This window comes from Intrasporangium sp., assembly GCF_036566125.1.
Lineage (GTDB): Bacteria > Actinomycetota > Actinomycetes > Actinomycetales > Dermatophilaceae > Intrasporangium.
The window spans coordinates 37,679-61,040 of the sequence record NZ_DATCWX010000167.1; the positions used below are offsets into that span (position 1 = coordinate 37,679).

At 69.6% G+C, this 23,362-nt stretch carries 22 protein-coding genes; 9 read left to right on the plus strand and 13 right to left on the minus strand.

The window, feature by feature from the left end; genetic code table 11:
- Positions 1–127: 127 nt before the first annotated feature.
- Positions 128–1,726: an ABC-F family ATP-binding cassette domain-containing protein gene (locus VIR15_RS10035; protein WP_331927335.1), complete on the minus strand. Its 1,599-nt coding sequence runs from the start codon at positions 1,724–1,726 to the stop codon at positions 128–130.
- A 377-nt stretch (positions 1,727–2,103) separates the two neighbouring features.
- The gene (locus VIR15_RS10040) at positions 2,104–3,120 is read right to left on the minus strand and encodes a DNA polymerase III subunit beta family protein (RefSeq protein WP_331927336.1); all 1,017 of its coding nucleotides are present in this window, start codon (positions 3,118–3,120) and stop codon (positions 2,104–2,106) included.
- An 83-nt stretch (positions 3,121–3,203) separates the two neighbouring features.
- Here VIR15_RS10040 and VIR15_RS10045 point away from each other — a divergent pair, with 83 nt between their 5' ends.
- The 3 genes from VIR15_RS10045 to ypfJ all read left to right on the plus strand — a co-directional run bounded on the left by VIR15_RS10045 (position 3,204) and on the right by ypfJ (position 6,442).
- Positions 3,204–4,322: a lipid II:glycine glycyltransferase FemX gene (locus tag VIR15_RS10045; protein ID WP_331927337.1), complete on the plus strand. Its 1,119-nt coding sequence runs from the start codon at positions 3,204–3,206 to the stop codon at positions 4,320–4,322.
- Between the two features lie 4 nt (positions 4,323–4,326).
- On the plus strand, positions 4,327–5,343 hold the full coding sequence (locus tag VIR15_RS10050; protein ID WP_331927338.1) for an alanine racemase: 1,017 nt from the start codon (positions 4,327–4,329) through the stop codon (positions 5,341–5,343).
- Between the two features lie 136 nt (positions 5,344–5,479).
- Positions 5,480–6,442: a KPN_02809 family neutral zinc metallopeptidase gene (gene ypfJ / locus VIR15_RS10055; RefSeq protein WP_331927339.1), complete on the plus strand. Its 963-nt coding sequence runs from the start codon at positions 5,480–5,482 to the stop codon at positions 6,440–6,442.
- A gap of 36 nt (positions 6,443–6,478) precedes the next feature.
- On the opposite strand, the gene VIR15_RS10060 is transcribed toward ypfJ, so the two are convergent.
- From VIR15_RS10060 to VIR15_RS10105, 10 genes are read right to left on the minus strand one after another with little or no spacing between them, the layout of a single operon-like run.
- The gene (locus VIR15_RS10060) at positions 6,479–7,087 is read right to left on the minus strand and encodes an acVLRF1 family peptidyl-tRNA hydrolase (protein ID WP_331927340.1); all 609 of its coding nucleotides are present in this window, start codon (positions 7,085–7,087) and stop codon (positions 6,479–6,481) included.
- A gap of 15 nt (positions 7,088–7,102) precedes the next feature.
- Positions 7,103–7,429, minus strand: a complete 327-nt coding sequence (locus VIR15_RS10065; RefSeq protein ID WP_324145173.1) for a metal-sulfur cluster assembly factor — start codon at positions 7,427–7,429, stop codon at positions 7,103–7,105.
- On the minus strand, positions 7,426–7,947 hold the full coding sequence (gene sufU, locus VIR15_RS10070; RefSeq protein WP_331927341.1) for a Fe-S cluster assembly sulfur transfer protein SufU: 522 nt from the start codon (positions 7,945–7,947) through the stop codon (positions 7,426–7,428). Before sufU ends, VIR15_RS10065 begins: the two co-directional genes overlap by 4 nt.
- Before the next feature lies 1 nt (position 7,948).
- On the minus strand, positions 7,949–9,274 hold the full coding sequence (locus VIR15_RS10075) for a SufS family cysteine desulfurase (RefSeq protein ID WP_331927342.1): 1,326 nt from the start codon (positions 9,272–9,274) through the stop codon (positions 7,949–7,951).
- A 37-nt stretch (positions 9,275–9,311) separates the two neighbouring features.
- Positions 9,312–10,082 (minus strand): Fe-S cluster assembly ATPase SufC, encoded by a 771-nt coding sequence (gene sufC / locus VIR15_RS10080; RefSeq protein WP_331927343.1) that lies wholly within the window; start codon positions 10,080–10,082, stop codon positions 9,312–9,314.
- A gap of 6 nt (positions 10,083–10,088) precedes the next feature.
- Positions 10,089–11,348 (minus strand): Fe-S cluster assembly protein SufD, encoded by a 1,260-nt coding sequence (sufD, locus tag VIR15_RS10085; RefSeq protein WP_331927344.1) that lies wholly within the window; start codon positions 11,346–11,348, stop codon positions 10,089–10,091.
- Positions 11,348–12,769: a Fe-S cluster assembly protein SufB gene (sufB, locus tag VIR15_RS10090; RefSeq protein WP_331927345.1), complete on the minus strand. Its 1,422-nt coding sequence runs from the start codon at positions 12,767–12,769 to the stop codon at positions 11,348–11,350. Before sufB ends, sufD begins: the two co-directional genes overlap by 1 nt.
- Positions 12,766–13,599 carry a helix-turn-helix transcriptional regulator gene (locus VIR15_RS10095; RefSeq protein WP_331927346.1) on the minus strand — a complete coding sequence of 278 codons (834 nt, stop codon included), beginning with the start codon at positions 13,597–13,599 and terminating at the stop codon, positions 12,766–12,768. Before VIR15_RS10095 ends, sufB begins: the two co-directional genes overlap by 4 nt.
- 47 nt (positions 13,600–13,646) lie before the next feature.
- Positions 13,647–14,657 carry a CDP-diacylglycerol--serine O-phosphatidyltransferase gene (pssA, locus tag VIR15_RS10100; protein WP_331927347.1) on the minus strand — a complete coding sequence of 337 codons (1,011 nt, stop codon included), beginning with the start codon at positions 14,655–14,657 and terminating at the stop codon, positions 13,647–13,649.
- Positions 14,654–15,346, minus strand: a complete 693-nt coding sequence (locus VIR15_RS10105) for a phosphatidylserine decarboxylase (protein ID WP_331927348.1) — start codon at positions 15,344–15,346, stop codon at positions 14,654–14,656. The genes pssA and VIR15_RS10105 overlap by 4 nt, the downstream gene beginning before the upstream one ends.
- Before the next feature lie 86 nt (positions 15,347–15,432).
- Between VIR15_RS10105 and VIR15_RS10110 the strand changes: the two genes are divergently transcribed.
- The 5 genes from VIR15_RS10110 to VIR15_RS10130 all read left to right on the plus strand — a co-directional run bounded on the left by VIR15_RS10110 (position 15,433) and on the right by VIR15_RS10130 (position 19,729).
- Complete coding sequence (locus VIR15_RS10110; RefSeq protein ID WP_331927349.1) at positions 15,433–16,173, plus strand: ABC transporter ATP-binding protein; 741 nt, start codon at positions 15,433–15,435, stop codon at positions 16,171–16,173.
- Positions 16,170–17,000 carry an ABC transporter permease gene (locus VIR15_RS10115; protein WP_331927350.1) on the plus strand — a complete coding sequence of 277 codons (831 nt, stop codon included), beginning with the start codon at positions 16,170–16,172 and terminating at the stop codon, positions 16,998–17,000. The genes VIR15_RS10110 and VIR15_RS10115 overlap by 4 nt, the downstream gene beginning before the upstream one ends.
- Positions 17,001–17,061: 61 nt before the next feature.
- On the plus strand, positions 17,062–17,544 hold the full coding sequence (locus VIR15_RS10120; RefSeq protein ID WP_331927351.1) for a DUF2231 domain-containing protein: 483 nt from the start codon (positions 17,062–17,064) through the stop codon (positions 17,542–17,544).
- Between the two features lie 180 nt (positions 17,545–17,724).
- Positions 17,725–18,654 carry a COX15/CtaA family protein gene (locus VIR15_RS10125; protein WP_331927352.1) on the plus strand — a complete coding sequence of 310 codons (930 nt, stop codon included), beginning with the start codon at positions 17,725–17,727 and terminating at the stop codon, positions 18,652–18,654.
- Positions 18,655–18,673: 19 nt separating this feature from the next.
- Entirely contained in the window at positions 18,674–19,729 is a 1,056-nt protein-coding gene (locus VIR15_RS10130) for an NUDIX hydrolase (RefSeq protein ID WP_331927353.1), read from the plus strand.
- 70 nt (positions 19,730–19,799) lie between these two features.
- Here VIR15_RS10130 and VIR15_RS10135 read toward each other — a convergent pair whose 3' ends face one another.
- A complete protein-coding gene (locus tag VIR15_RS10135; RefSeq protein ID WP_331927354.1) occupies positions 19,800–20,762 on the minus strand; it encodes a heme o synthase in 963 nt (320 codons plus the stop codon).
- Positions 20,763–21,031: 269 nt separating this feature from the next.
- Between VIR15_RS10135 and tkt the strand changes: the two genes are divergently transcribed.
- Positions 21,032–23,362, plus strand: a complete 2,331-nt coding sequence (gene tkt, locus VIR15_RS10140) for a transketolase (RefSeq protein WP_331927355.1) — start codon at positions 21,032–21,034, stop codon at positions 23,360–23,362.

The following is a 23,362-nucleotide window of genomic DNA, read 5'->3' on the forward strand; positions in this document are numbered from 1 at the left end:
ATTATATGGATGACCACATGTTCATATTGCCGCTTTCGCCGCCGCGGTGCGGGCCTTGCAGTCCGCCGCCTCTGACGTCTCAACGCCGTCGGATAGCCCTTTCCGCCACGCCTGTGGACATCCGCCCCTAGGCCAGCGCGATGAGGTCCTTGTAGTCCGGTCCCCAGAGGTCCTCCACACCGTCGGGCAGCAGCAGGATGCGCTCCGGCTCGAGGGCATCGACCGCACCCTCGTCGTGCGTCACGAGGACGACGGCCCCCTCGTAGGTCGACAGGGCGCCTAGAATCTCTGCGCGCGACGCCGGGTCGAGGTTGTTCGTCGGCTCGTCGAGCAGCAGCACGTTGGCTGACGAGACGACCAGGAGGGCCAGCGAGAGCCGCGTCTTCTCCCCGCCGGAGAGCACGCTCGCCGGCTTCTCGACGTCGTCGCCGGAGAAGAGGAAGGAGCCGAGCACCTTGCGCACGTCGGTCTCCCCCAGCTGTGGCGCCGCCGACTTCATGTTCTCGAGGACGGTGCGGTCGAGCTCGAGGTTCTCGTGCTCCTGGGCGTAGTAGCCGAGCTTGAGCCCGTGCCCCGGCTCCACCTGCCCCGTGTCGGGGTCGTCGAGCCCGGCGAGCATCCGGAGCAGGGTTGTCTTGCCTGCACCGTTGAGGCCGAGCACCACCACCTTGCTGCCCCGATCGATCGCCAGCTCGACGTCGGTGAAGACCTCCAGCGAGCCGTAGGACCGCGACAGGCCGGACGCACGGAGCGGCGTCTTGCCACATGGCGCCGGCTTCGGGAAGCGCAGCTTGGCCACCTTGTCCTGGGCCCGCTCCCCCTCGACCCCGGCCAGGAGCCGCTCGGCCCGCTTCGCCATGTTCTGGGCCGCCGTCGCCTTGGTCGCCTTGGCCCGCATCTTGTCCGCCTGGGCGAGCAGGGCACTGGCCTTCTTCTGCGCATTGGCAAGCTCACGCTTGCGGCGGCGCTCGTCGGTCTCGCGCTGTTGGAGGTATGTCTTCCACCCCATGTTGTAGACGTCGAGCGCGGACCGGTTGGCGTCGAGGTGATAGACCTTGTTGACCACCTCGTCGAGCATCTCGACGTCGTGGCTGATGACGATGAGCCCGCCCTTGTAGCCGCGCAGGTAATCGCGAAGCCACACGATGGAGTCGGCGTCGAGATGGTTCGTCGGCTCGTCGAGCAACAGGGTCTCATTGCCGGAGAAGAGGATTCGCGACAACTCCACCCTTCGCCGTTGACCGCCGGAGAGCGTCCGCAGTGGCTGCGTCAGGATCCGCTCCTCGAGTCCGAGGGCGTCCGCGATGGCCGCCGCCTCAGACTCTGCGGCGTAGCCCCCCGCTGCTTCGAAGTCGACCTCGAGCCGCGCGTACTGCGCCATGGCCTTCTCGCGCACGCTGTCCTCGTCGCTCGCCATCCGCTCCTCGGCACGCGCCCGGCGACGCACGATCTCGTCGAGACCACGGGCCGAGAGGATGCGGTCGCGGGCAAGGATCTCGAGGTTCCCGGTGCGCGGGTCCTGGGGTAGATAGCCGACTGCGCCCGTCCGTGTGACCGTCCCGGCGGCCGGCTGTCCCTCCCCCGCGAGCACCTTCGTCAACGTCGTCTTGCCAGCACCGTTGCGGCCGACGAGACCGATCCGGTCCCCTGCGTCGATGCGGAAGCTCGCGTCCTCGAGGAGCAGGCGCGCTCCCGCGCGCAACTCGATCCCGGTGGCGACGATCACGGCGAATCCTCTCTGGTGCCGCAATGCGTCAGCGGCTTGGTTACCCCACCATTCTGCCAGCGTGCGGCGGGTGCTCTCGACGCGTTATCGCGTCGTACGCCTCACGGCAGGCAGCGCACGCACACGTCGTGGTGGCGTGCATCGTGCCCGCGTTGCGCTGGGTGCCAGGCGCATACCACCCTTCCCGTATGCCGCTGGGCGAGCTCCACGTCGGCAGCACCGTCGGTGCCGGGTCGGGTTCGCCGACGCCGACACGGCAGCATGCGCATGAGGAGTAGCCCCGGTTGCGAACGTCGTGCCAGTCCATCGGGTGGGGGCACGACCGGCAGAGATGGGCCAGGACGCTCATCGGACGCTCACGTGACACCCACGCCAGCTCACGGGGCGGACACCGGCATGAGCACGGAGAGACCGCCATTGGCGCCACGTATCACCAGCGGCGAGATCGGCCCGTCGAGAACGAGTGACGGCACCCCCTCGACGCCGCACAACGCCTCGAGCAGGAACTCGCCGTTGACGTGCACGACCGGTTCGTCGTCGGGGCGCGCCACCCGCACCGAGCCGTCCGCGACGGCGAGTCCCACGGGCGTCCCCGCACCGCCGGTCAGCAGCTCCGACCGGGTGAGGCTGCTGGCGTCGGCTCCCGCATGGTTCCGGACGTCCTCGACGTCGAGGAAACGGCGGTAGTCAGGGAAATCGCCTGCGACACAGGGCGACTCGATCAGGCGCCCACCCGCTCGCGCGCGACAGACGTCGTCGAGCTCGAGCCGCACGTCACCGCCCGCGGCGAGCTGCACGACCTCCTCCAGCCAACGCGGCGGCAGCACCCAGCCGCGGTTCAGGCCCACGGCCCCACCCTCGGTCCGGGCCGCCGTCTGGCCCACCCCCAGCCGGTACCGGTCGGTCGCGACCAGGCGCAGCCCATCCGGCGCCACCTCGACCAGGACGCCCGCGAGCACTCCGAACGGCTCGTCCGGTGATTCCCATACCGCAAACCGGACCGCTGCCAGCGCTGCAGCCAGAGCAGGCCCTGCGACCGTCACCCTGGCCGTCGCTGGGCCGGCCGTCTCGAGGGCCTCGAGCGCCCGGGCGATCTCGCGCCGCGCGTGCTGTAGGCCCTCCTCCAGCCGCGTCTCGTGGGCCACCACGACGTCCCGGGCGTCGGTGACCTGGCCACGCGCCCTGAGATCGAGCACGAGCGAGAGCTCGTCCAGCGGCATACCGACTCGTCGCAGGTGTGCGACGACGCAGGCGTCTGACACCTGGCCGGGCGCGTAACGGCGGTAGCCCGACACGGCATCCACCTCGGCGGGAACGAGCACCCCTTGCCGGTCGTAGAAGCGCAGCGCGCTCGCCGACAGCCCGCTCAGGCGGGCGAGCTCACCGATGGTCACCAGATCCCGTCACGCCCCCACCCTCGACCCTCAACCGGGTTGAAGGTCAAGCCGGGCGTGGCGCTCCGGTAGCGTGGCCCAGCGTGACCGCCCCCATCACCGTCCGGGACATCAGCGTCGAGGAGCACCTGCGGTGGCTCTGTGAGCAGCCGTCCGCGAGCTTCCTGCAGACGCCCGCCTGGGGACAGGTGAAGACGGAATGGCGTGCCGAGTCAGTGGGTTGGTTCGAGGGCGACGTCATGGTGGGCGCAGCGCTCGTCCTGCACCGCAGCCTGCCCAAGATCCGCCGGTCGCTCGCCTACCTCCCGGAAGGGCCGTGCATCGACTGGGGCTCGCCCCGGCTGGTCGAGCTGCTCAAGGTCCTACGCGACCACCTCAAGGCCAAGGGCGCCTTCGCGCTGCGCCTTGGGCCGCCTGTGCCGACCCACCGATGGCACGCCGCCACGATCAAGGCGGCGATCGCGGACCCGACGACGAGGCGATACGACGAAGCCACACCTGACGTCGTCGAGCCGCTTGGCACCACCGTCGTTGCTACGTTGCGGCGCTTGGGGTTCAAGCATCTCGCGGCGGACGACGGCTTCCTCGCGGGGCAACCCGAGTACGTCTTCCAGGTCCCGCTCGCGGGAAGGACCGAGGCGGAGCTCCTCTCGGGGATGAACCAGCTCTGGCGTCGGAACATCAAGAAGACGGAGAAGAACGGCGTCGTGGTCCGCGTGGGCGACGCCTCCGACCTGACGACCTTCCATCGGCTGTACCTGGAGACGGCTGATCGCGACACCTTCACGCCGCGCGGTCTCGAGTACTTCGAGCGGATGTACCGCGTGATGTCGGCGGAGGACCCGGATCGGATCCGCGTCTACCTCGCCGAGCACGGTGATGACGTCCTTGCCGCGACGATCTGGATTCGAGTCGGCCAGCACGCGTGGTACTCGTACGGCGCCTCAACGGCGGCCAAGCGTGAACTGCAGGGGTCGACGGCCATCCAGTGGCGGATGATGCGGGACGCCCTCGCAGCCGGCGCGACTGTCTACGACCTGCGTGGCATCACGAACACGGTCTCCGAGGACAACCCTCACATCGGACTGATCCGGTTCAAGGTCGGCACGGGCGGGGAGGCGGTGCGCCTCGCCGGCGAGTGGGACCTGCCGCTCAACCGACTGCTCTACACCGCATTCTCGCTCTACCTGAAGGCGCGGTGACCCCATGAGCCTGACCCTGCACGTCGACGGTGCGAAGTGGCGCGCCTCCCAGGATGCGGCGCTCGCGGCGAACCCGAGCCTCGTCCCCGTCATCAAGGGCAACGGCTACGGGTTCGGCCAGGACCTGCTCTGCGCAGAGGCGGGCCGCCTCGGCGTGTCGCTGATCGCGGTGGGGACGTACCCGGAGGTCCCGGGGGCCCTCGCGACGTTCCCCGGTGACGTGCTGGTGATGGAGCCGTTCCGCGGATCGGTGGACTCCGCCCTTCCCGACCTCGGCAACCCCCGCCTCGTCCACACCATCACCGCGCGAGATGACCTGGACGCGCTCCGTGCGGCCCACACGTCGGCGCGCGTCGTGGTCGAGGGGCTCACCTCCATGAGCCGGTTCGGCGCCCCGGTCGAAAAGGTCGGCGACCTGATGGCGGCGGGGTACGGAGAGGGCGTGGCCCTGCACCTGCCGCTGGGCTCTGGCCACGTCGGCGAGATCAGCCGTTTCGTCGAGGCCGTCGGCGGGATCCGTCCCTTCTTCGTGTCACACACGACGGCGGACGAGGTGGCCGAGCTGCGCCGACGCTTCCCCGAGCACCGCTTCTCGGCCCGCGTGGGGACCGATCTGTGGCTCGCGGACCGCTCCGCCTACGAGGTGCGCGCGCACGTCCTCGACGTGCGGCCACTGGCACGGGGCGACCGCGTCGGCTACCGACAGCGTCCCCAACCGGCAGGGCACCTCGTCGTCGTCAGCGGTGGAACGTCGCACGGGGTGGCCATGGAGTCCCCCGCATCTGCGGCCACGGCCCGCAGCCGGGCGATCGCCGTCGCCGAGGGGCTGCTCGAAGCCGCCCACCGCGTCCGCTCCCCCTTCACGATCAGCGGCACCATGCCGCGCTTCGCCGAGCCGCCGCACATGCAGTGCAGCCTGCTCGCGCTCCCCGCGGGAGTCCCGCCCCCACGTATCGGTGACACCGTTCCGGTGCGGATGCGACTGACCACCGCCTACCCGGACGCCGTGGTCGTCGACTGACCAACGCGACGTCACAACGTGATGTCACCGACCGGCGACACGGGGTCAGTTGTGATCATGGTGGGTACAGGCTGCCGACTAGGGTTGTGACCGCGATGGCTGGGACGTGCCCGGCCGAGGCCAGCAGGAGCATGACATGAGCTTCAATGACAACGCGCAGCTCGACACCTCGCAGGTGCAGAGCGGTGGGGGCGGCGGCTTCGGGCGCGGCGGAGGCGGAGGCAACTTCCCCGGCGGCATCCAGATCGGCGGCGGCATCGGCGGCCTCATCCTCCTCGTCCTCATGCTCATCTTCGGAGGCGGCAGCATCCTCGGGGGCGACTCGGGCGGCGGCAGCGCCGGTGGACTGCCATCGCAGCAGCTCCAGCCGCAGCAGGTCGACGCCGCGGGCCAGGTGCAGCAGTCCGAGTTCTCCCAGTGCAAGACAGGAGCCGACGCGAACAGGGACGACGTTTGCCTCATCATCGCCACGGTGAACAGCGCCAACGACTACTGGAGCAAGACCCTGCCCAAGTACCAGATGAACTACGAGCTGGCCAAGACGGTGATCTACGAGGGGCAGACCCAGTCCGGCTGTGGCACCGCGAACGCCCAGGTCGGCCCCTTCTACTGCCCGCTCGACTCCAAGGTCTATGTCGACGCCAGCTTCTTCCAGGAGCTGCAGAGCAAGTTCGGCGCCAGCGGGGGGCCGCTCGCCAAGGAGTACGTCATCGCGCACGAGTACGGTCACCACGTCCAGAACCTGCTCGGGATCCTCAACCGCGCCCAGCAGGACCCGCAGGGGCCGAACTCCGGCGCCGTGCGGATCGAGCTCATGGCCGACTGCCTTGCCGGCACGTGGGTCAAGCACGCCACGGAGACGACCGATGCGGGTGGCACCCCGTTGCTGCAGCCGATCACCCAGCAGGACATCAAGGACGCGCTGTCGGCGGCTGCGGCGGTCGGTGACGACCGCATCCAGGAGAAGGTGCAGGGCCGCGTCACGCCGGAGAGCTGGACCCACGGATCGGCCGAGGCGCGGATGAGCTGGTTCAACCAAGGCTACGAGACTGGTGACCTCAACCAGTGCAACACCTTCGGCGTCGAGCGCGTCAGCTGACCCGGCCGATCCAGCAGATCCACCACCGGGCGACCGTCAGGGCTCGGTGAGCGCGACCCGGTAGGCCCGGCCACGGCGTAGGGCCGATTCCAGCACTTCGCGTCTGGGGTCGGGCAGGTCATAGAACTCGCGGACCGGCAGGCCCCGCAGGGCGCGCAGCGCCGGCGCCTGCAGTACCTGACGCACGAGTGCCCGGTCGCCGCCGACGACGAGGCCCTGCGGCACGCCCACGGCGTCCGGTCCCGGTGACTCGTCGTCCCGGAGCAGGATCCGTCGCGCCTGCCGGACCACCGCGTCGACGAGCTCGTCTGCCTGCTTGCCGCGACGACGGGCGAACCGCTGCTGCGACCAACCTCCCGCTGCCGTGCGGGACTGCACGTGCCGCGACCCGACCTTGGCGGCCGTCAGCGTACCTTCGAGAGCGAGCCCAGCGGCATACCCACCTCTCCTGACAAGGATGAGTCCGAGGGGGTCGTAGGCAAAAGGCGTCGCCACGACGGTGGCGCCGTCCTTTGCTCGCGCCCGGACGACGACGCCATCCGCGCTGTCCTCGCTGCTTGACTCGAAGGGACCATGGCGCTCGGTGAAGCCTGCGAGCCACCGGTCCAGCCGTTCGGCGTCGACCTCGATGACGCGCGATCCCACGTCAGCCGGTGCTCGTCAGAGGTTGAAGCCGAGCGCGCGCAACTGCTCGCGGCCATCCTCCGTGATCTTGTCGGGTCCCCACGGTGGCATCCAGACCCAGTTGATCCGGTGGGACGCGACGAGCCCCTCGAGGGCCTGTGCCGTCTGGTCCTCGATGACATCCGTGAGCGGGCAGGCAGCGGACGTCAATGTCATGTCGATGACCGCGTGCGACTGGGTGTCCACGGTGATCCCGTAGACGAGGCCGAGGTCCACGACGTTGATGCCGAGCTCGGGGTCGACGACGTCACGCATGGCCTCTTCGACGTCCGCGACGTTGGCAGGGGTGGTCTGGGTGGTCATGACTTCGCTCCCGTGGACTGTGCTGTCGTTGGCTCTGCTGGCGTGGACTGTGTGCGGGCGGCCGGGGCGGCGCGACTGATGTCCTGGCCCGAGCGGGCCAGGGCGTCGGTGAGGGCGGTCCAGCCGAGCAGGGCACACTTCACCCGGGCTGGGTACTTGGCCACGCCGGCAAAGGCGACGCCGTCACCGATGACCTCCTCGTCGCCAGCGGCCTTGCCCTTCGAGGTGAGCATCTCCCGCATCGCCTCGAAGGTGGTCAGGGCCTCGGACACCGGACGACCGATGACCTCGTCCGCGAGGACCGACGACGAGGCGATCGAGATCGAGCAGCCCTTGGCGTCGTAGGAGACGTCTCGCACGACGGGGTCTGCGTCGTCCCCGGCGATGGACACCCTGAGGGTGACCTCATCGCCGCAGGTCGGGTTGATGTGGTGCACCTCGGCGGAGTACGGCTCGCGCAGACCGGCGTGATGTGGCCGCTTCGAGTGCTCGAGGATGAGCTCCTGGTAGAGGTCCATGTCAGCTCGCCCTCGCTGGGGTCTTCACGTCGAGCCCGAAGATCGCTGGCACGCGGTCGAGCGCCTCGAGCAGGGCGGCGACCTCCTCGCGGGTGTTGTGGGCGGCGAACGATGCCCGGGTGGTCGCCGCAGCATCGAGTGCACGGTGGAGCGGCCAGGCGCAGTGGTGCCCGACCCGTACGGCGATACCGGCATCGTCGAGCACTTGGCCCACGTCGTGGGCATGCACGCCGTCGACGACGAAGGCCACGGCACCCCCGCGCGGGGTACCCCGTCGCGGCCCGACGACGCGGACCCACGGGCGCTCGGCGAGTCCGGCCAGCAGACCGTCGACGAGCATGGCCTCGTGGTCGCGGATGCGCTGGATGCCGATCTGCTCGATCCAGCGGACCGCAGCAGCCAGACCGATGGCCTGGGCGGCGTTGGGCACGCCTGCCTCGAACTTCTGCGGCGCCGGCGCCCACGTCGATCGCTCCATGGTCACGAGCTCGATCATCGACCCACCCGTCAGGAAGGGGGGCATGACCTCAAGCAGCTCGGCCCGACCCCAGAGGACGCCGATGCCCATGGGTCCGTACATCTTGTGGCCGCTGAAGGCGATGAAGTCGGCGCCCAGGCTCGTCACGTCGACCGGCAGGTGTGGAACCGACTGGCAGGCGTCAACGACGACGATGGCACCGAGGGCGTGGGCCCGCTCGGCGAGCTCGGTCACCGGGTTGATGGTGCCGAGGACGTTGGACACGTGGGTCAGCGCGAGGACCTTGGTCCGCTCGGTGAGCAGGTAGGCAAGCCCGGTCAGGTCGAGGGCCCCGTCTGCGCCCACCGGGATCCAGCGGAGCGTGGCTCCCGTGCGGCGGGCCAGCTCCTGCCACGGCACGAGGTTGGCGTGGTGCTCCATCTCGGTGACGAGGATCTCGTCGCCCGGGCCGAGCACGAAGCGGCCGTCCTTCGGGTCATCCGTCGGCCCGACGTTCGAGAAGGCATAGGCGACGAGGTTGATCGCCTCGGTCGCGTTCTTCGTGAAGACGACCTCGTCCGAGGGCGCCCCGATGAAGCCGGCGATCGTCGCACGTGCTCCTTCGTACTCGTCCGTCGCCTCCTCGGCGAGCTGGTGGGCGCCACGGTGGACGGCAGCGTTGTGCTGCTCGTAGAACGCCCGCTCGGCGTCGAGGACCGGCCTCGGCTTGTGCGACGTGGCTCCGGAGTCGAGGTAGACGAGCGGCCTGCCGTCACGCACGGTGCGCGACAGGATGGGGAAGTCACGGCGGATCGCAGCGAGCTCCTCATCTGTGAAAGCGCCGGCGTGCGACGTGGCGGCAGAACGCATCTCGGTCAGTGTCCTCTCAGGTGTCCTCTCGTGCCTCTCAGGCATCAGCGGCTGCAGCAGCCGGCGCGTATCGGTCGTAGCCCTCTTCCTCGAGGCGGTCGGCGAGCTCGGAGCCGCCCTCCTCGACGATCCGGCCGTCGACGAAGACGTGAACGTAGTCGGGCTTGATGTAGCGCAGGATCCGCGTGTAGTGCGTGATGAGCAGAACCCCGAGGTCGTCGGTCTCCCTGGCCCGGTTGACGCCCTCGGCGACCACTTTCAGCGCGTCGACGTCGAGTCCCGAGTCGGTCTCGTCGAGGATCGCCATCTTCGGCTTGAGCAGCTCCAGCTGGAGGATCTCGTGGCGCTTCTTCTCACCACCGGAGAACCCCTCGTTGACGTTCCGTTCGGCGAAGGACGGGTCCATGCGCAGGTTGGACATGGCTCCCTTCATGTCCTTGACCCAGGTGCGCAGCTTCGGTGCCTCACCGTCGACCGCGGTTTTGGCCGTCCGAAGGAAGTTGCTCACTGTGACGCCGGGGACTTCGACCGGGTACTGCATGGCGAGGAAGAGGCCGGCACGCGCGCGCTTGTCGACGGACATCGCGAGGACGTCCTCGCCGTCGAGCGTCACCGTGCCACCCGTGACGGTGTACTTGGGATGGCCCGCCACGCTGTAGGCCAGGGTGGACTTCCCCGACCCGTTCGGACCCATGAGCGCGTGCGTCTCCCCCGACTTCACGGTCAGGTCGACCCCGCGCAGGATCTCCTTCGGGCCGTCCTCAGTCTTGACCGAGACGGTGAGTCCCTTGATCTCGAGCGTGCTCATTCTGGGTCAGTTCTCCTTGGTGCTGTCGGTCGTGCTGGAGTTCGCGCTGATGGTGGGCGCTGCGTATGCGGTGGAGGCGAGCTCCGCCTCGATCGCTGCGGTCACCTCGTCCCGCAGGTCGGTGAGCGGGATCTCGCGGACGATATCGGCGAAGAAGCCGCGCACGACGAGTCGCTTGGCCTCGTCCTCCGGGATGCCCCGGGACTGCAGGTAGAACAGCTGCAGGTCGTCGAATCGTCCTGTCGCCGATGCATGGCCGGCTCCCTCGATCTCGCCCGTCTCGATCTCGAGGTTGGGCACCGAGTCGGCGCGCGCGCCGTCGGTGAGAATGAGGTTGCGGTTCAGCTCGTAGGTGTCGGTGCCCTCTGCGGCGGCGCGGATCAGGGCGTCACCGACCCACACCGTGCGGGCGGTGTGGCCCTGGAGGGCGCCCTTGTACGTCACGTGGCTCTTGCAGTGGGGCGTGTTGTGGTCGACGAAGGACCGGTGCTCCAGGTGCTGCCCGGAGTCGGCGAAGTAGACGCCGAGGAGGGTCGCGTCGCCACCGGGACCGGCGTAGCGGACGTTGGCGTTCAGGCGGACGACCTGTCCGCCGAGCGTCACCGAGATGTGCCGATAGGTCGCGTCGCGGCCCACGAGGGCGTCGTGCTCGCCGAGGTGGATCGCATCGTCGTCCCACCGCTGCCCGGCGACGAGGGTGAGGTCGGCAGAGTCGCCCGTCACCACGGAGACGAGCTCGGTGAGCTGGCCGGATCCCCGGTGGTCGATGACCACGGTCGCCCTCGAGTGGTGTCCGGCGCGGACGACGACGTGGGCATGTGCGGGCACGCCGTCGGTCCCGGCACCGTCGAGGACGAGGCGGACCGGCTCAGACAGCTCGGCTTCGGGCGCGATGTCCACGAGGAGGACCTCGGCGGCACCTGCCGCGGCGACCGCGGCCGCGCGGTCCTGCGGGGGCAGGATGCCGAGTCCGCGTGCCTCGGCGAGAGTTATCGCTGAGGCCGTGACCCCCTCGGGCAGCTCGGTCGCCCACGACGGGGCGGGGCTCGTCCCGTCCGCGAGGAGGGCGGCGAGCTTCTTCACCGGGGTGAAGCGCCACTCCTCCTCACGGCCCTTGGGAACCGGGAAGTCGGAGAGGTCGAACGATGCAGTGCGCTCGGCCCGGGACTGCACGGGCACGAACGCGCCAACGGGGTCGACGTGCGTCTTCCCGCGGCCCTGCGCCATCCCGTCTGCGGACTCGACAAGCGTGTCGGCAACGGTCATCAGCCGACGGCTCCTTCCATCTGGAGTTCGATGAGGCGGTTGAGCTCGAGGGCGTACTCCATCGGCAGCTCCCGCGCGATCGGCTCGATGAAGCCGCGCACGATCATCGCCATCGCCTCGTCCTCGGCCATCCCGCGGGACATGAGGTAGAAGAGCTGGTCCTCGGACACCTTCGAGACGGTCGCCTCGTGGCCCATCGACACGTCGTCCTCGCGGATGTCGACGTAGGGGTACGTGTCGGAGCGGCTGATCGTGTCGACGAGCAGGGCGTCGCAACGCACGGTCGAGGCCGAGTGATGGGCGCCCTCGAGCACCTGGACGAGACCGCGGTACGACGAGCGACCGCCACCGCGGGCGACCGACTTGCTGATGATCGAGCTCTTCGTGTTGGGAGCCGCGTGGACCATCTTCGACCCGGTGTCCTGGTGCTGGCCCTCGCCGGCGAAGGCGATCGACAGGGTCTCGCCCTTGGCGTGTTCGCCCATGAGGAAGACGGCCGGGTACTTCATCGTCACCTTGGAGCCGATGTTGCCATCGACCCACTCCATCGTGGCGCCCTCCTCGCAGGTGGCGCGCTTGGTGACGAGGTTGTAGACGTTGTTGGACCAGTTCTGGATCGTCGTGTAGCGCACCCGGGCGTTCTTCTTGACGATGATCTCGACGACGGCGGAGTGGAGCGAGTCCGACTTGTAGATCGGCGCCGTGCAGCCCTCGACGTAGTGCACGTAGGAGCCCTCGTCGGCGATGATCAGCGTGCGCTCGAACTGCCCCATGTTCTCGGTGTTGATCCGGAAGTAGGCCTGCAGCGGGATTTCGACGTGGATGCCCGGCGGGACGTAGACGAACGAGCCCCCCGACCACACAGCCGTGTTGAGCGAGGCGAACTTGTTGTCTCCGGCAGGGATCACCGTCGCGAAGTGCTCGCGGAAGATGTCCTCGTGCTCCTTGAGCGCCGTGTCGGTGTCGAGGAAGATGACGCCCTGCGCCTCCAGGTCCTCGCGGATCTGGTGGTAGACGACCTCCGACTCGTACTGCGCGGCCACACCGGCGACGAGGCGCTGCTTCTCGGCCTCGGGGATGCCGAGGCGGTCATAGGTGTTCTTGATGTCCTCGGGCAGCTCGTCCCACGTCGTGGCCTGCTTCTCCGTTGACTTCACGAAGTACTTGATGTTCTGGAAGTCGATGCCCGTGAGGTCGGAGCCCCAGGACGGCATCGGCTTCTTGCCGAACAGCGACAGTCCCTTGAGGCGCAGCTTGGTCATCCACTCGGGCTCGTTCTTGCGCGCAGAGATGTCGCGCACGACCTCCTCGTTCAGACCGCGCCGGGCCGACTCTCCGGCGACATCCGAGTCGGCCCAGCCGTACTCATAGCGCCCGATGTCCTTCAGGCCCGGGTTGAGCTCTTCGATGTGGGTGGTCATGAACGGGACCTCTCCTTGGTTGGTTCGTTCGACGTGGTCGTATGCCGCTGAGCTGGGTCTCCAGGGTCAGCCCCCTTCTCGGGGGGCACCCTTGCCTCAACAGCCACCGCGCCCTCGCTCTTCCGCGAGAGGCCGGCCGTCGGGACGAAGGTGGTGCACACGTGGTGTCCGCCCGCCAGCGTCGCGAGCCGCTGGACGTGGACACCGAGCAGGCGCGAGAACGCATCCGTCTCGGCCTCGCAGAAGGTCGGGAACTGCTCTGCCGCGTGCTGCACCGGGCAGTGCCCTTGGCACAGTTGGACGCCCGCCAGCGCGCCAGCGCGGACGGGACGCGCGGAGGCGGCGAAGCCGTCGCGGCTCAGCAGGTCGACGAGCGTCTCGGCCCGTGCGCTCGGGTCGTCGCCGACGGAAGCCAGCTCAGCGGCATACCTCTCCTCGAGAGCCGCCACCCGAGCGCGGGCGAAGTCGGCAACGGCCTGGGGGCCGGCGTGCTCGGCGAGGTAGTGCAGGACCTCGACAGCGAGCGAGTCGTAGTCCGCCTCGAGCGCCTGGTGCCCCGCCTCCGAGACGACGTAGGCGCGTGCGGGACGCCCGCGACCACGGCGAGTGCCCACCGGCTCGTGCTCGACGACAGCCCCCTGCTCGACGAGCGCGTCGAGGTGGCGACGGACGGCCGCCGGGGTCAGGTCCACATGCCGACCGAGCTCGGCAGCGGTGATCGGGCCCTCTGCGGAGACCATGTGCAGAACTCGGGATCGGGTGCGCGACTCGAGCGGCGACGTCAGGTCGCCGTCCCTCGCCTCGCGCGGCGCGCGCTCACCGATAAACACCACACCATTGTGACGTAATTGATTGCGAAGCTCCAGTCAGGGTCGCCTTACCGGGCCTCACCATCCCCATCGCCCTCGATGTTCCCACCAGCCTCGGCGTCCTCATCGTCATCGATGCCGGGTGAGGCGACCCCGTCCTCGATCACGACGACCGCCTGCTCGCCGTCGACCCGAGGATCCGCATCGACGGGCATGATGACCGAGGGCAGGCGCGTCCGGGGCGGAGCCACGGAGTCGGGCCCCATCCATCGCCGACGGAGGGGAGCCGTGAGCCAGCCGAGGGGCGCCGTGAGGACGTAGCCGTAGGCGATGGCGATACCGGTCGCACCGGGTGCGAGGACGAGCCCGAGGACGACGGCCGCGAGCAGGGCGATCGTGAGCGGCAGGTGCTGCGTGGAGATCAACGCTCGGAACGAACGGAACCGGTAGGAGGTCGCCATCAGCGCAGCCGGCACGACGCCCGCCGCGATGGGCAGAAGCGGGCCCTCGAGTGGCTTGTCGATTGCGAACACCGTGGCGATGACGACGCCTGCGGCCCCCGGACTGGGTAGCCCGACGAAATAGCGCTTGTCGGCGAGGGGGTCGATCGTCACGTTGAAGCGGGCCAGGCGATACGCGGCACAGGCGAGCCAGAACATCGCACCGGCCCACGCCCACTGCGGGTACGACGGCAACGCCCAGGTGTAGACGAGAACGGCGGGCGCGATCCCGAAGGAGATCAGGTCCGCGAGCGAGTCGAACTGGAGCCCGAAGGGGGTGATCGCACCCACCGCACGAGCAACCGCGCCGTCGAAGATGTCGAGCACGATCGACACGGCGATGAGGACGGCCGCGATGCGGAACCTGCCCTGGAACGCCATGAGGACCGAGGAGAAGCCGCAGATCATGTTCCCGAGGGTGAACAGGCTCGGCAGCATGACCTTGGCCCGGACACGCGGGTTGAGTCGGTTGAGCGGGACGACGCGAGCACCGGTCTGGGACACGAGCCGCCACCCCCGGACCACCCGGCGTCGCGCCCGTCCCGTCCGTGGCCGGGACGGGTCACTCGGCTGGCTCACGCCGTCGGCTCCTCGTCGGCGTCCACTGCAGGGAACCGGCCGAGCACCGTCTCGCCGGCCACGGCCCGCCGTCCCTTGCTGACCTCGAGAGTCACGTGGGGCGGGAGGAAGACGTCCATCCGGGAACCGAACTTCATCAGGCCGATGCGCTCGCCGGTTGCGACGTCGTCGCCGGGGCGGATGCGGGTGACGATGCGCCGGGCCAGCTGGCCGACCAGCTGCCGGTAGACCACCCGGCGGGACTGCCCCGCCACGACGCGTTCCACGACGATGTCGGTCCGCTCGTTCTTCGTCGCGCTGGCTGCGCGGTAGGCGGCGAGGAATCGGCCGGGTACGTGGGTGACGCTGACGACGCGGCCCCCGTAGGGCGATCGGTTGATGTGCACGTCGAGCAGCGACAGGAAGATGCTGACCTGCTGCCACTCCCCTGCCGAGTCCTCCTCGGGGCCGACGCCCTCCTGAGCCGGCCCGGCATGAACGATCACCCCGTCGGCCGGGGCCACGACCACGTCCGGGTCGATGATCGGAGACCGGTCCGGCGTGCGGTCCGGGTCGCGGAAGAAGAGCGTGACGCCCGCGGTCAGCAGGCCGAGGGCGAGCGTCGTGCGGGGCCGACGGGCCACCGCGGCGAGGAGGGTGGGTGCGGCCGCCATCGCGGTGAACGGCTTGGCGGCAGGGTCGATCTTCACGAGGGAGCGTCTCCAGGCTGGTCGGGCGGCACGTGCTTCAGGGCCGCGATCGGTGGCGGCCCCACCCGAGCCTAGACTCATCGACCATGACGGAGGCCGCGCATGAGGCGTCAGCTGAAACATCGGCTGTCACCATCTCGGACCTGCACCGCAGCTATGGCTCCGTGCGCGCTCTCGACGGCCTCTCCTGGCGTGCTCCCGCCGCTCGTATCACGGCCGTGCTGGGACCCAACGGCGCCGGCAAGACCACCGCAATCGAGTGCGCCGTGGGCCTGGGGCGCCCGGACCGGGGCGAGGTCCGGGTCGCGGGGACCGATCCCGCCACCGCTGATGCCGACCACCGCGCCCGCGTGGGCGTCATGCTGCAGAGCGGCGGCCTGCCGGGGGGCAGCAAGCCGATGCGGTTGCTCGGACACCTCAGCCGCTTCTACTCCGCCCCGGCCGATGTCGCCGCCATCGCAGGCCGGCTGGGCGTGTCCGACTTCGCTGGCACCACGATCCGGCGCCTGTCGGGAGGCCAGAAGCAGCGGCTCGCCCTCGCTGCGGCCCTGCTCGGCCGGCCGGAGGTGCTCTTCCTCGACGAGCCCGCCGCCGGCCTCGATCCGCATGGACGTCTGGAGGTGTGGGACATCATCAGGTCCCTGCGCGACGAGGGGGCGACCGTCGTCGTCACGACCCACTCTTTCGAAGAGGCCCAGCGGCTCGCCGACCACCTCGTCATCATGAACCCCGGACGCACCGTGGCCGAGGGCACCCTCGACGAGGTCACCGGTGGGCGGCCGCTCGAAGCGGTCTACTTCGAGCTCACGACGAGGGGCCGCGCATGAGCGCGCTCCGCACCGGCAAAGCTGCCGGCAGAAACGGCGGCAAGGACACCAGCCCCGTGGCGTCCGGCACGGGGGCGACGACCGGTCTCGCGGCACCCGCCCGGCCACGAGTCCTAGCCCAGGCCCGCTTCGAGGTCGGCACCCTGCTCCGCAACGGTGAGCAGCTGCTCGTCTCCATCATCCTGCCCGCCCTGGTTCTCGTCGGCCTCAGCGCGACGACGTCGCCATCGCTCGGCCCGGGCAACCGGATCGACGTCGCCGTCCCCGGCGTGCTCGCCCTCGCGATCATCTCGTCCGCGTTCACGTCACAGGCCATCGCGACCGGATTCGACCGTCGCTACGGCGTGCTGCGCTACCTCGGGGTGACGCCACTCGGCAAAGGGGGACTCGTCGCGGCCAAGGTCCTCGCCACGCTTGCCGTCCTGACCATCCAGGTGATCGTCCTCAGCGTGCTCGGCCTCGCGCTCGGCTGGCACCCCAACGCTGCCGGAGTACTTCCCGCGCTGGTGTTCATCGTCCTCGGCACGTGGGCCTTCGTGGCCCTGGCGCTCCTCATCGGCGGAACCCTGCGGGCCGAGGCGGTGCTCGCCCTGGCCAACCTGCTCTGGGTGCTCTTCCTCGCCATCGGAGGTGTCATCGTCCCCCGATCGCAGCTGCCGGACGCCGTCGCCGGGTTCGTCGGGCTACTCCCCTCCGCAGCCCTTGGGGACGGGCTCCGGTCGGGGCTCGTCGACGGGACGCTGAACCTCCCCGCCCTGCTCGTTCTCCTCGCCTGGGCGGGCGCCACGACACTCCTCGCCGCGCGGCTGTTCCGATTCGACGACTGACTGGGCGAGACTTGGCGGCACCGCCGGCCCGCGCCGCAGGGAAGGGACAGGGTTCGACTACATGTTCGACTACATCTTCGGGCTCCCGATGCACGCCCTCGTCGTCCACGCCGTTGTCGTCCTTGTACCCCTCGTGGCGGTCCTCGCCATCGCGTTCGGGGTGCTGCCCCGATGGCGTGCGGTCCTGCGCTGGCCGACCGCAGTCGGCGCCGTCCTCAGTGCCGCAGCTGCCTGGGTGGCGGCTGAGAGCGGGGAGGCCCTCCTCGTGAGGGTGTCCCAGGTACGCAGCGCGACGACCGACTTCGACCTCGTCCGGACCCATATCGATGCCGGCTACCGCGTCCGCATGCTCGCCACGATCTTCATGGTCGTCGCGCTCGTTGCGACCTGGCTCCTGAAGCCGGCCGCGCGCGAGGACGTGGGCGGCCGCCCGCTCCAGGTCGTGGTGGCCGTGCTCCTCGTGGCTGCCTCCCTCGCTCTCATCGTGACCGTCGTGCTCGCCGGCCACGCGGGCAGCGCCGCGGTGTGGTCTGGCCTCGGCTGACCCGGCCCCCCGATCGAGTGAACAAGATCTGTGGAAGCCAGCCGGGCGGCATACCCCCAAAGCTGTCCACTGGCACGAGAAGGAAGGCCGCCCGAGGGACTCCGGTCGACCCGGGTTTTAGCTGCGCCGACACCGAGGGGCGCTGCACGCCATGCCGGCCCAGCGGCATACGCTCTGCGTGTGACCCTGCCCGACTCCGCCTGGAAGACCTCCGTCACCCCTGCCTCCCCGCTGCGTCGCTGGGTGCGGCCGATCCTCGTGGCCAACCTCGTCGCGGAGGTCGGCATCGTGGTCACCGGCGGGATCGTCCGCCTGACCGGGAGCGGCCTGGGCTGCTCGACCTGGCCGGAGTGCCAGCCCGGCTCCTTCACCCCGATCCGCACGGCGGAGAGCCAGTACCACGACCTCATCGAGTTCGGGAACCGCACGCTGACCGGCGTGCTCGGCCTGCTCGCGGTTGCCTCCCTCTGGCTGGTCCTCCGGGTCTGGCCCGAGCGGCGCAGGATGCATTACGCCGCCTACGGGGTGGTGGCCGGCGTCGTCGCCCAGGCGGTCGTCGGAGGGATCACGGTGCGGACCGGGCTCAATCCCTGGACCGTCATGTTCCACTTCCTCATGTCCATGGTCCTCATCGCCCTCTCGACCGCGTTGGTGCGGGGAGCCGCGGACGAGGAGTCCGGTCCGGGCGAGCTCACGGTCCACCCGCTGACCCGTCGTCTCGCCTGGGCAACGACCGGCGTCGGCGCCGTGGTTCTCACACTCGGCGTCATCGTCACCGGATCGGGTCCGCACTCCGGTGATGCCGACACTCCGGCGCGAACGGGCTTCGACCCACGCTTCGTGTCGTGGATGCACGCGGACGCCGTCATGCTCTTCGTCGGGCTCGTCATCGCGACGCTCGTGGCGGTGCGGCTCACGGCCAGTGAGGATGCCCCCAAGCGCGCCTGGTACGCCGTGCTCTACGTGACGATCGCCCAGGGCTTCATCGGCTACGTGCAGTACTTCAGTGGGCTGCCGGAGGTCCTGGTCCTACTGCACATGCTGGGAGCGAGCCTGCTCGCGATGGCGTTGACGTGGGGCGTCCTGGAGACCCGTCGCCTGCCCGTCTAGAACGCCCTAGGTTGGGGGCGTGAATCGTGGCGACCAGCCGACGCTGCACGACGGCGACCTCCTGCTCCGGCCCTGGGCGACCAGTGACGTGGAGCAGTCCCTCCAGTTGCACGACGAGGAGATCGCGCGGCGGTTCGACCTCCCTGCAGCGCCACCGAGCCGAGCTGAGCACGCCGCGTGGGTCGCCGACACGAGTGACGAGTGGGAATCGCGCTCCAAGGCCACGTTCCTCGTGGAGTGGCAGGGCATGCTGGCCGGGTCGGTCGACGTCAGACGCGTGTCGGACGGTGTGGGCTCCCTCTCCTGGGTCGTCTACGCCCCGTTCCGGGGGCGCGGCCTTGGGGGACGCGCCGTGCGGCTCCTCGTCGACTTCGCCTTCACCGAGCTGGGTCTGAGCCGGGTCGAGGCCCACGTCGACCCGCTCAACCGGCCGTCGCTCCGGATCGCCCTGCGCGCCGGCCTACGGCGGGAGGGACTGCTCCGCGCGAATGCGCGGCTCGGCGGCGAACCCCACGACACCGTCGTGTTCGGCCGGCTCAAGGACGACCCGGCGCCCGGCACGCGGGAGGGTTTCACCGCGATGCTCGACTCGGCGCTCCCGGTCAAGCGGGCCATTGCGCAGGGCGTCCTCCGCAACGAGCGCGGCGAGGTGCTCCTCTGCGAGCTGGCCTACAAGCGCGAGTGGGACCTGCCCGGTGGAGTGGTTGATCCGAACGAGTCCCCTGCCGACTGCGTCACCCGGGAGGTGCAGGAGGAGCTCGGGATCACGGTGCGCCCGCGCGCCCTGCTTGCAGTCGACTGGATGCCCCCGTGGCTGGGCTGGCGCGACGCCGTCCTGCTCGTCTTCGACCTCGGCACGGGCCCGTCCGACGTGGTGGAGCGGGCCGTCCTCGAGCATCGAGAGATCCGGGCGCTGCACTGGGCCGACGAGTCGGTCTGGTCGCAGCGGGTCGCGCCGTACAACGACCGGCTGCTCCGTTCGATCGGGTCCGTCGCACTGGATGACCCACGCGTCCCGGGTGCGCTCTATCTCGAGGACGGGAAGCCGGCGCTTGAGTCGGAGCCACGCGCCTGAGGTCACTGCGGCCCGGGAACCGGGCTCAGCGGCATACGGCTGGATCACGCCTATGTGGTGGGCGCGATGATCAGGCGATCCCCGGAAGGGCGAGGTGCCAGATCGGGTCGATCGCGACGCCGACGAAGAGGATCGTCAGGTAGGTGATCGACAGGTGGAACAGGCGCATCGGGCGCAGCTTGAGCTCCGGGATGCCGGCCCTGGCGCCGGACAGCAGCCGGTGGGACTCGGCGAGGAAGATCCCGCCGGAAGCGATCGCCACGACGGTGTAGATCCAGCCCATGCCGGCAACGGGGATGAGCGCCAGCGAGGCGAGCACCATGGCCCACGCGTAGATGGCGATCTGCCTTGCGACGACGACGAGCCGCTCGACGACGGGCAACATCGGGACGTGGGCCTCGGCGTAGTCCTGCTTGAACCGCATGGACAACGGCCAGTAGTGCGGCGGGGTCCAGAAGAAGATGACCATGAAGAGGATGAAGGCGGACCAGCTCAGGGTGTTGGTCACGGCCGACCAGCCGACGAGGACGGGCATGCAGCCGGCCGCGCCGCCCCAGACGATGTTCTGCGCGGTGCGGCGCTTGAGCAGCAGCGTGTAGCCGACGACGTAGAACAGCAGTGCCGCGAGCGCGAGCCAGGCGCTCAGCCAGTTGACGAGCAGGCCCAGCCACACCGTCGACACGACCGCCAGGATGATGCCGAAGATGAGGGCACCCCGAGGGCTGATGGTCCCGGTGACGAGAGGCCGCTTCTTCGTGCGGTGCATGACCGCGTCGATGTCGCGGTCGATGTAGCAGTTGAGGGTGTTGGCCGAGCCGGCCGAGAGCGTGCCGCCGACGAGGGTCGCGAGGACGAGGAGAAGGTCGGGGACACCACGCGCGGCGAGGAACATCACCGGGATCGTGGTGATCAGGAGCAGCTCGATGATCCGTGGCTTCGTGAGCGCCACGTACTGCCCGATGAGGAACCTGAGCCCACTGCCGCCAGGACCGTGGAGCGCCGAGAGGTCGGCGCGGGGGTCCACCGTTGTCACTACAGTCCTCGTCATCCGTCGTCGCGCCCGGCTCGCCGGTGCGCCGTGGGCGCGAGCGGTGGCAGGCAGGTCCGCCCGCAGTCTAGCCCGTGCTCCTCCGGGGCAGGTGACTGGTGATGGATCCGGGTAAGGGACCAGCCGTGTAGGTGTCATCCGGCCGGGCAGGCCCGCCGGGTCTGCCCGGCGGGCCTGCCTCGTCCCCAGCGCCACGCACTAGGCTCGTGATGTCACGCGCCGCACTTCATCTGGCCCATAAGGAGACCCGTCCCGTGCCCACGACCAGTGCAACCGCAACGGAGACCACATCCAACCGAGGCAGGACGGCACCCAAGGACCTCTTGGCCAAACGGAGCCGAAACCTGGCCAGGCCGGTCGCCGACGAGGCCGGGTGGTCCGACGTCGACCTCCGCGCCGTGGACACGATCCGCGTCCTCGCTGCGGACGCCGTCCAGAAGGTCGGAAACGGGCACCCGGGGACGGCGATGTCCCTCGCGCCGCTGGCGTACCTGCTCTACCAGAACGTCATGCGCCACGATCCGTCGGACCCGTCGTGGCTCGGCCGGGACCGCTTCGTCCTCTCGGCGGGTCATACGAGCCTGACGCAGTACATCCAGCTCTACCTCAGCGGTTATGGCCTGACGCTCGACGACCTCAAGGCGCTGCGCACGTGGGGTTCCAAGACCCCTGGACACCCGGAGGTGCACCACACGGTCGGCGTCGAGATCACCACTGGCCCCCTCGGCTCCGGACTCGCCTCCGCAGTTGGCATGGCCATGGCGCAGCGCCGCCAGCGAGGCCTCTTCGACCCGGATGCCGCGGCGGGCACGAGCCCGTTCGACCATCGGATCTATGTCATCGCCTCTGACGGCGACATGGAGGAGGGTGTCAGCCATGAGGCCTGCTCCCTCGCGGGCCACCAGGAGCTGGGCAACCTCACCGTGGTCTACGACGCGAACCAGATCTCCATCGAGGACGACACGGACATCGCGTTCAGCGAGGACGTGGGGAAGCGGTTCGAGGCCTACGGGTGGCACGTCGTCACCGTGGACTGGCGGGGCGACGGCGACGGGGCGGACTATGTCGAGGACGTCGACGCGCTGTTCGCCGCGATCCGGTCGGGCGAGCAGGTGACCAACAAGCCGACCCTTGTGGTCCTCCGCACGATCATCGCCTGGCCGGCCCCGACAAAGCAGGACACCGGCAAGTCGCACGGCTCTGCGCTCGGTGAGGAGGAGGTGGCGGCCACGAAGGAGCTGCTCGGCTTCGACCCGAAGAAGTCGTTCGTCGTCGAGCCGGCCGTGCTGAAGCGGGCCCGTGAGGTCGTCCAGCGCGGCAAGGCGGTCCACCGCGAGTGGAAGACGTCCTACGCGGCCTGGCGCAAGGCGAATCCGGACCGCGCGGCCCTGCTCGACCGCGTCGTCTCCGGTCGGGCCCCCGAGGGCCTGACCAAGGCGCTGCCGACCTTCCCCGCCGACGAGAAGGGCATCGCGACGCGTGCGGCCTCTGGCAAGGTCCTCACCGCGCTGGCGCCCGTCATGCCTGAGCTGTGGGGTGGCTCCGCCGACCTCGCCGAGTCGAACAACACGACGATGGAGGGTGAGCCGTCCTTCATCCCGACGTCGAAGCAGACCAAGGTCTGGCAGGGCAACCCCTACGGCCGCACTCTGCACTTCGGGGTGCGCGAGCACGGCATGGGGATGATCCTCAACGGCATCGCGCTCGAGGGCCTCACGCGACCCTACGGCGGGACGTTCCTCATCTTCTCCGACTACATGCGGCCGGCCGTGCGTCTCGCCGCACTGCAACAGCTGCCCGTCACCTACGTGTGGACTCACGACTCGGTCGGCCTCGGCGAGGACGGGCCGACCCACCAGCCCGTCGAGCACCTGGCCGCGTTGCGCGCGATCCCCGGCCTCGACGTCGTCCGTCCCGCAGATGCCAACGAGACCGCCGCCGCGTGGGGCCAGATCCTCACCAACGCGACCGGCCCGACCGCCCTCGCCCTCACCCGGCAGCCGGTCCCGACCTTCGACCGCAAGACGCACGGCAAGGCGAGCGGCGTCGCCAAGGGCGCCTATGTCCTCGTCGAGGAGTCCGAGCCCGGTAGCCCGGACGTCATCCTCGTCGCGACCGGCTCGGAGGTGCAGCTCGCGGTTCAGGCCGCCGAGCAGCTCGAGAAGTCCCGGATCGCGACGCGCGTCGTCTCGATGCCCTGCCGGGAGTGGTTCGAGAGGCAGTCGAAGGGCTACCAGAACAAGGTGCTGCCACCCGAGGTGCGCGCCCGGGTCAGCGTCGAGGCCGGCGTCTCGATGGGTTGGCACGACATCGTCGGCGACGCCGGGCGCACCATCAGCCTCGAGCACTTCGGCGCCTCCGCCGATTACAAGACGATCTTCCGGGAGTTCGGGATCACCGCAGAGGCCGTCGTCAAGGCCGCGAAGGACTCGATCAAGGCCGCCCAGACCGCGGTCCACGCGCCCGCCATCACCGAGACCAACCCGCGTAAGCGCGACTCGAGCGGTGACACAGATGTCAAGAGCTCCATGCCCCGCGCCGCCGCCAAGAAGTCCGCGACAGCGCACACCTCGAAGAGGAAGTGA

What these genes read in the sequence shown, in the direction of transcription:
- VIR15_RS10075 (WP_331927342.1), bottom strand. Translation starts at nt 9,274, where the DNA reads ATGCGTTCTGCCGCCACGTCGCACGCCGGCGCTTTCACAGATGAGGAG.
- sufC (WP_331927343.1), bottom strand. Translation starts at nt 10,082, where the DNA reads ATGAGCACGCTCGAGATCAAGGGACTCACCGTCTCGGTCAAGACTGAG.
- VIR15_RS10050 (WP_331927338.1), top strand. Translation starts at nt 4,327, where the DNA reads ATGAGCCTGACCCTGCACGTCGACGGTGCGAAGTGGCGCGCCTCCCAG.
- VIR15_RS10065 (WP_324145173.1), bottom strand. Translation starts at nt 7,429, where the DNA reads ATGACCACCCAGACCACCCCTGCCAACGTCGCGGACGTCGAAGAGGCC.
- sufB (WP_331927345.1), bottom strand. Translation starts at nt 12,769, where the DNA reads ATGACCACCCACATCGAAGAGCTCAACCCGGGCCTGAAGGACATCGGG.
- sufU (WP_331927341.1), bottom strand. Translation starts at nt 7,947, where the DNA reads ATGGACCTCTACCAGGAGCTCATCCTCGAGCACTCGAAGCGGCCACAT.
- sufD (WP_331927344.1), bottom strand. Translation starts at nt 11,348, where the DNA reads ATGACCGTTGCCGACACGCTTGTCGAGTCCGCAGACGGGATGGCGCAG.
- VIR15_RS10120 (WP_331927351.1), top strand. Translation starts at nt 17,062, where the DNA reads ATGTTCGACTACATCTTCGGGCTCCCGATGCACGCCCTCGTCGTCCAC.
- VIR15_RS10110 (WP_331927349.1), top strand. Translation starts at nt 15,433, where the DNA reads ATGACGGAGGCCGCGCATGAGGCGTCAGCTGAAACATCGGCTGTCACC.
- VIR15_RS10115 (WP_331927350.1), top strand. Translation starts at nt 16,170, where the DNA reads ATGAGCGCGCTCCGCACCGGCAAAGCTGCCGGCAGAAACGGCGGCAAG.
- ypfJ (WP_331927339.1), top strand. Translation starts at nt 5,480, where the DNA reads ATGAGCTTCAATGACAACGCGCAGCTCGACACCTCGCAGGTGCAGAGC.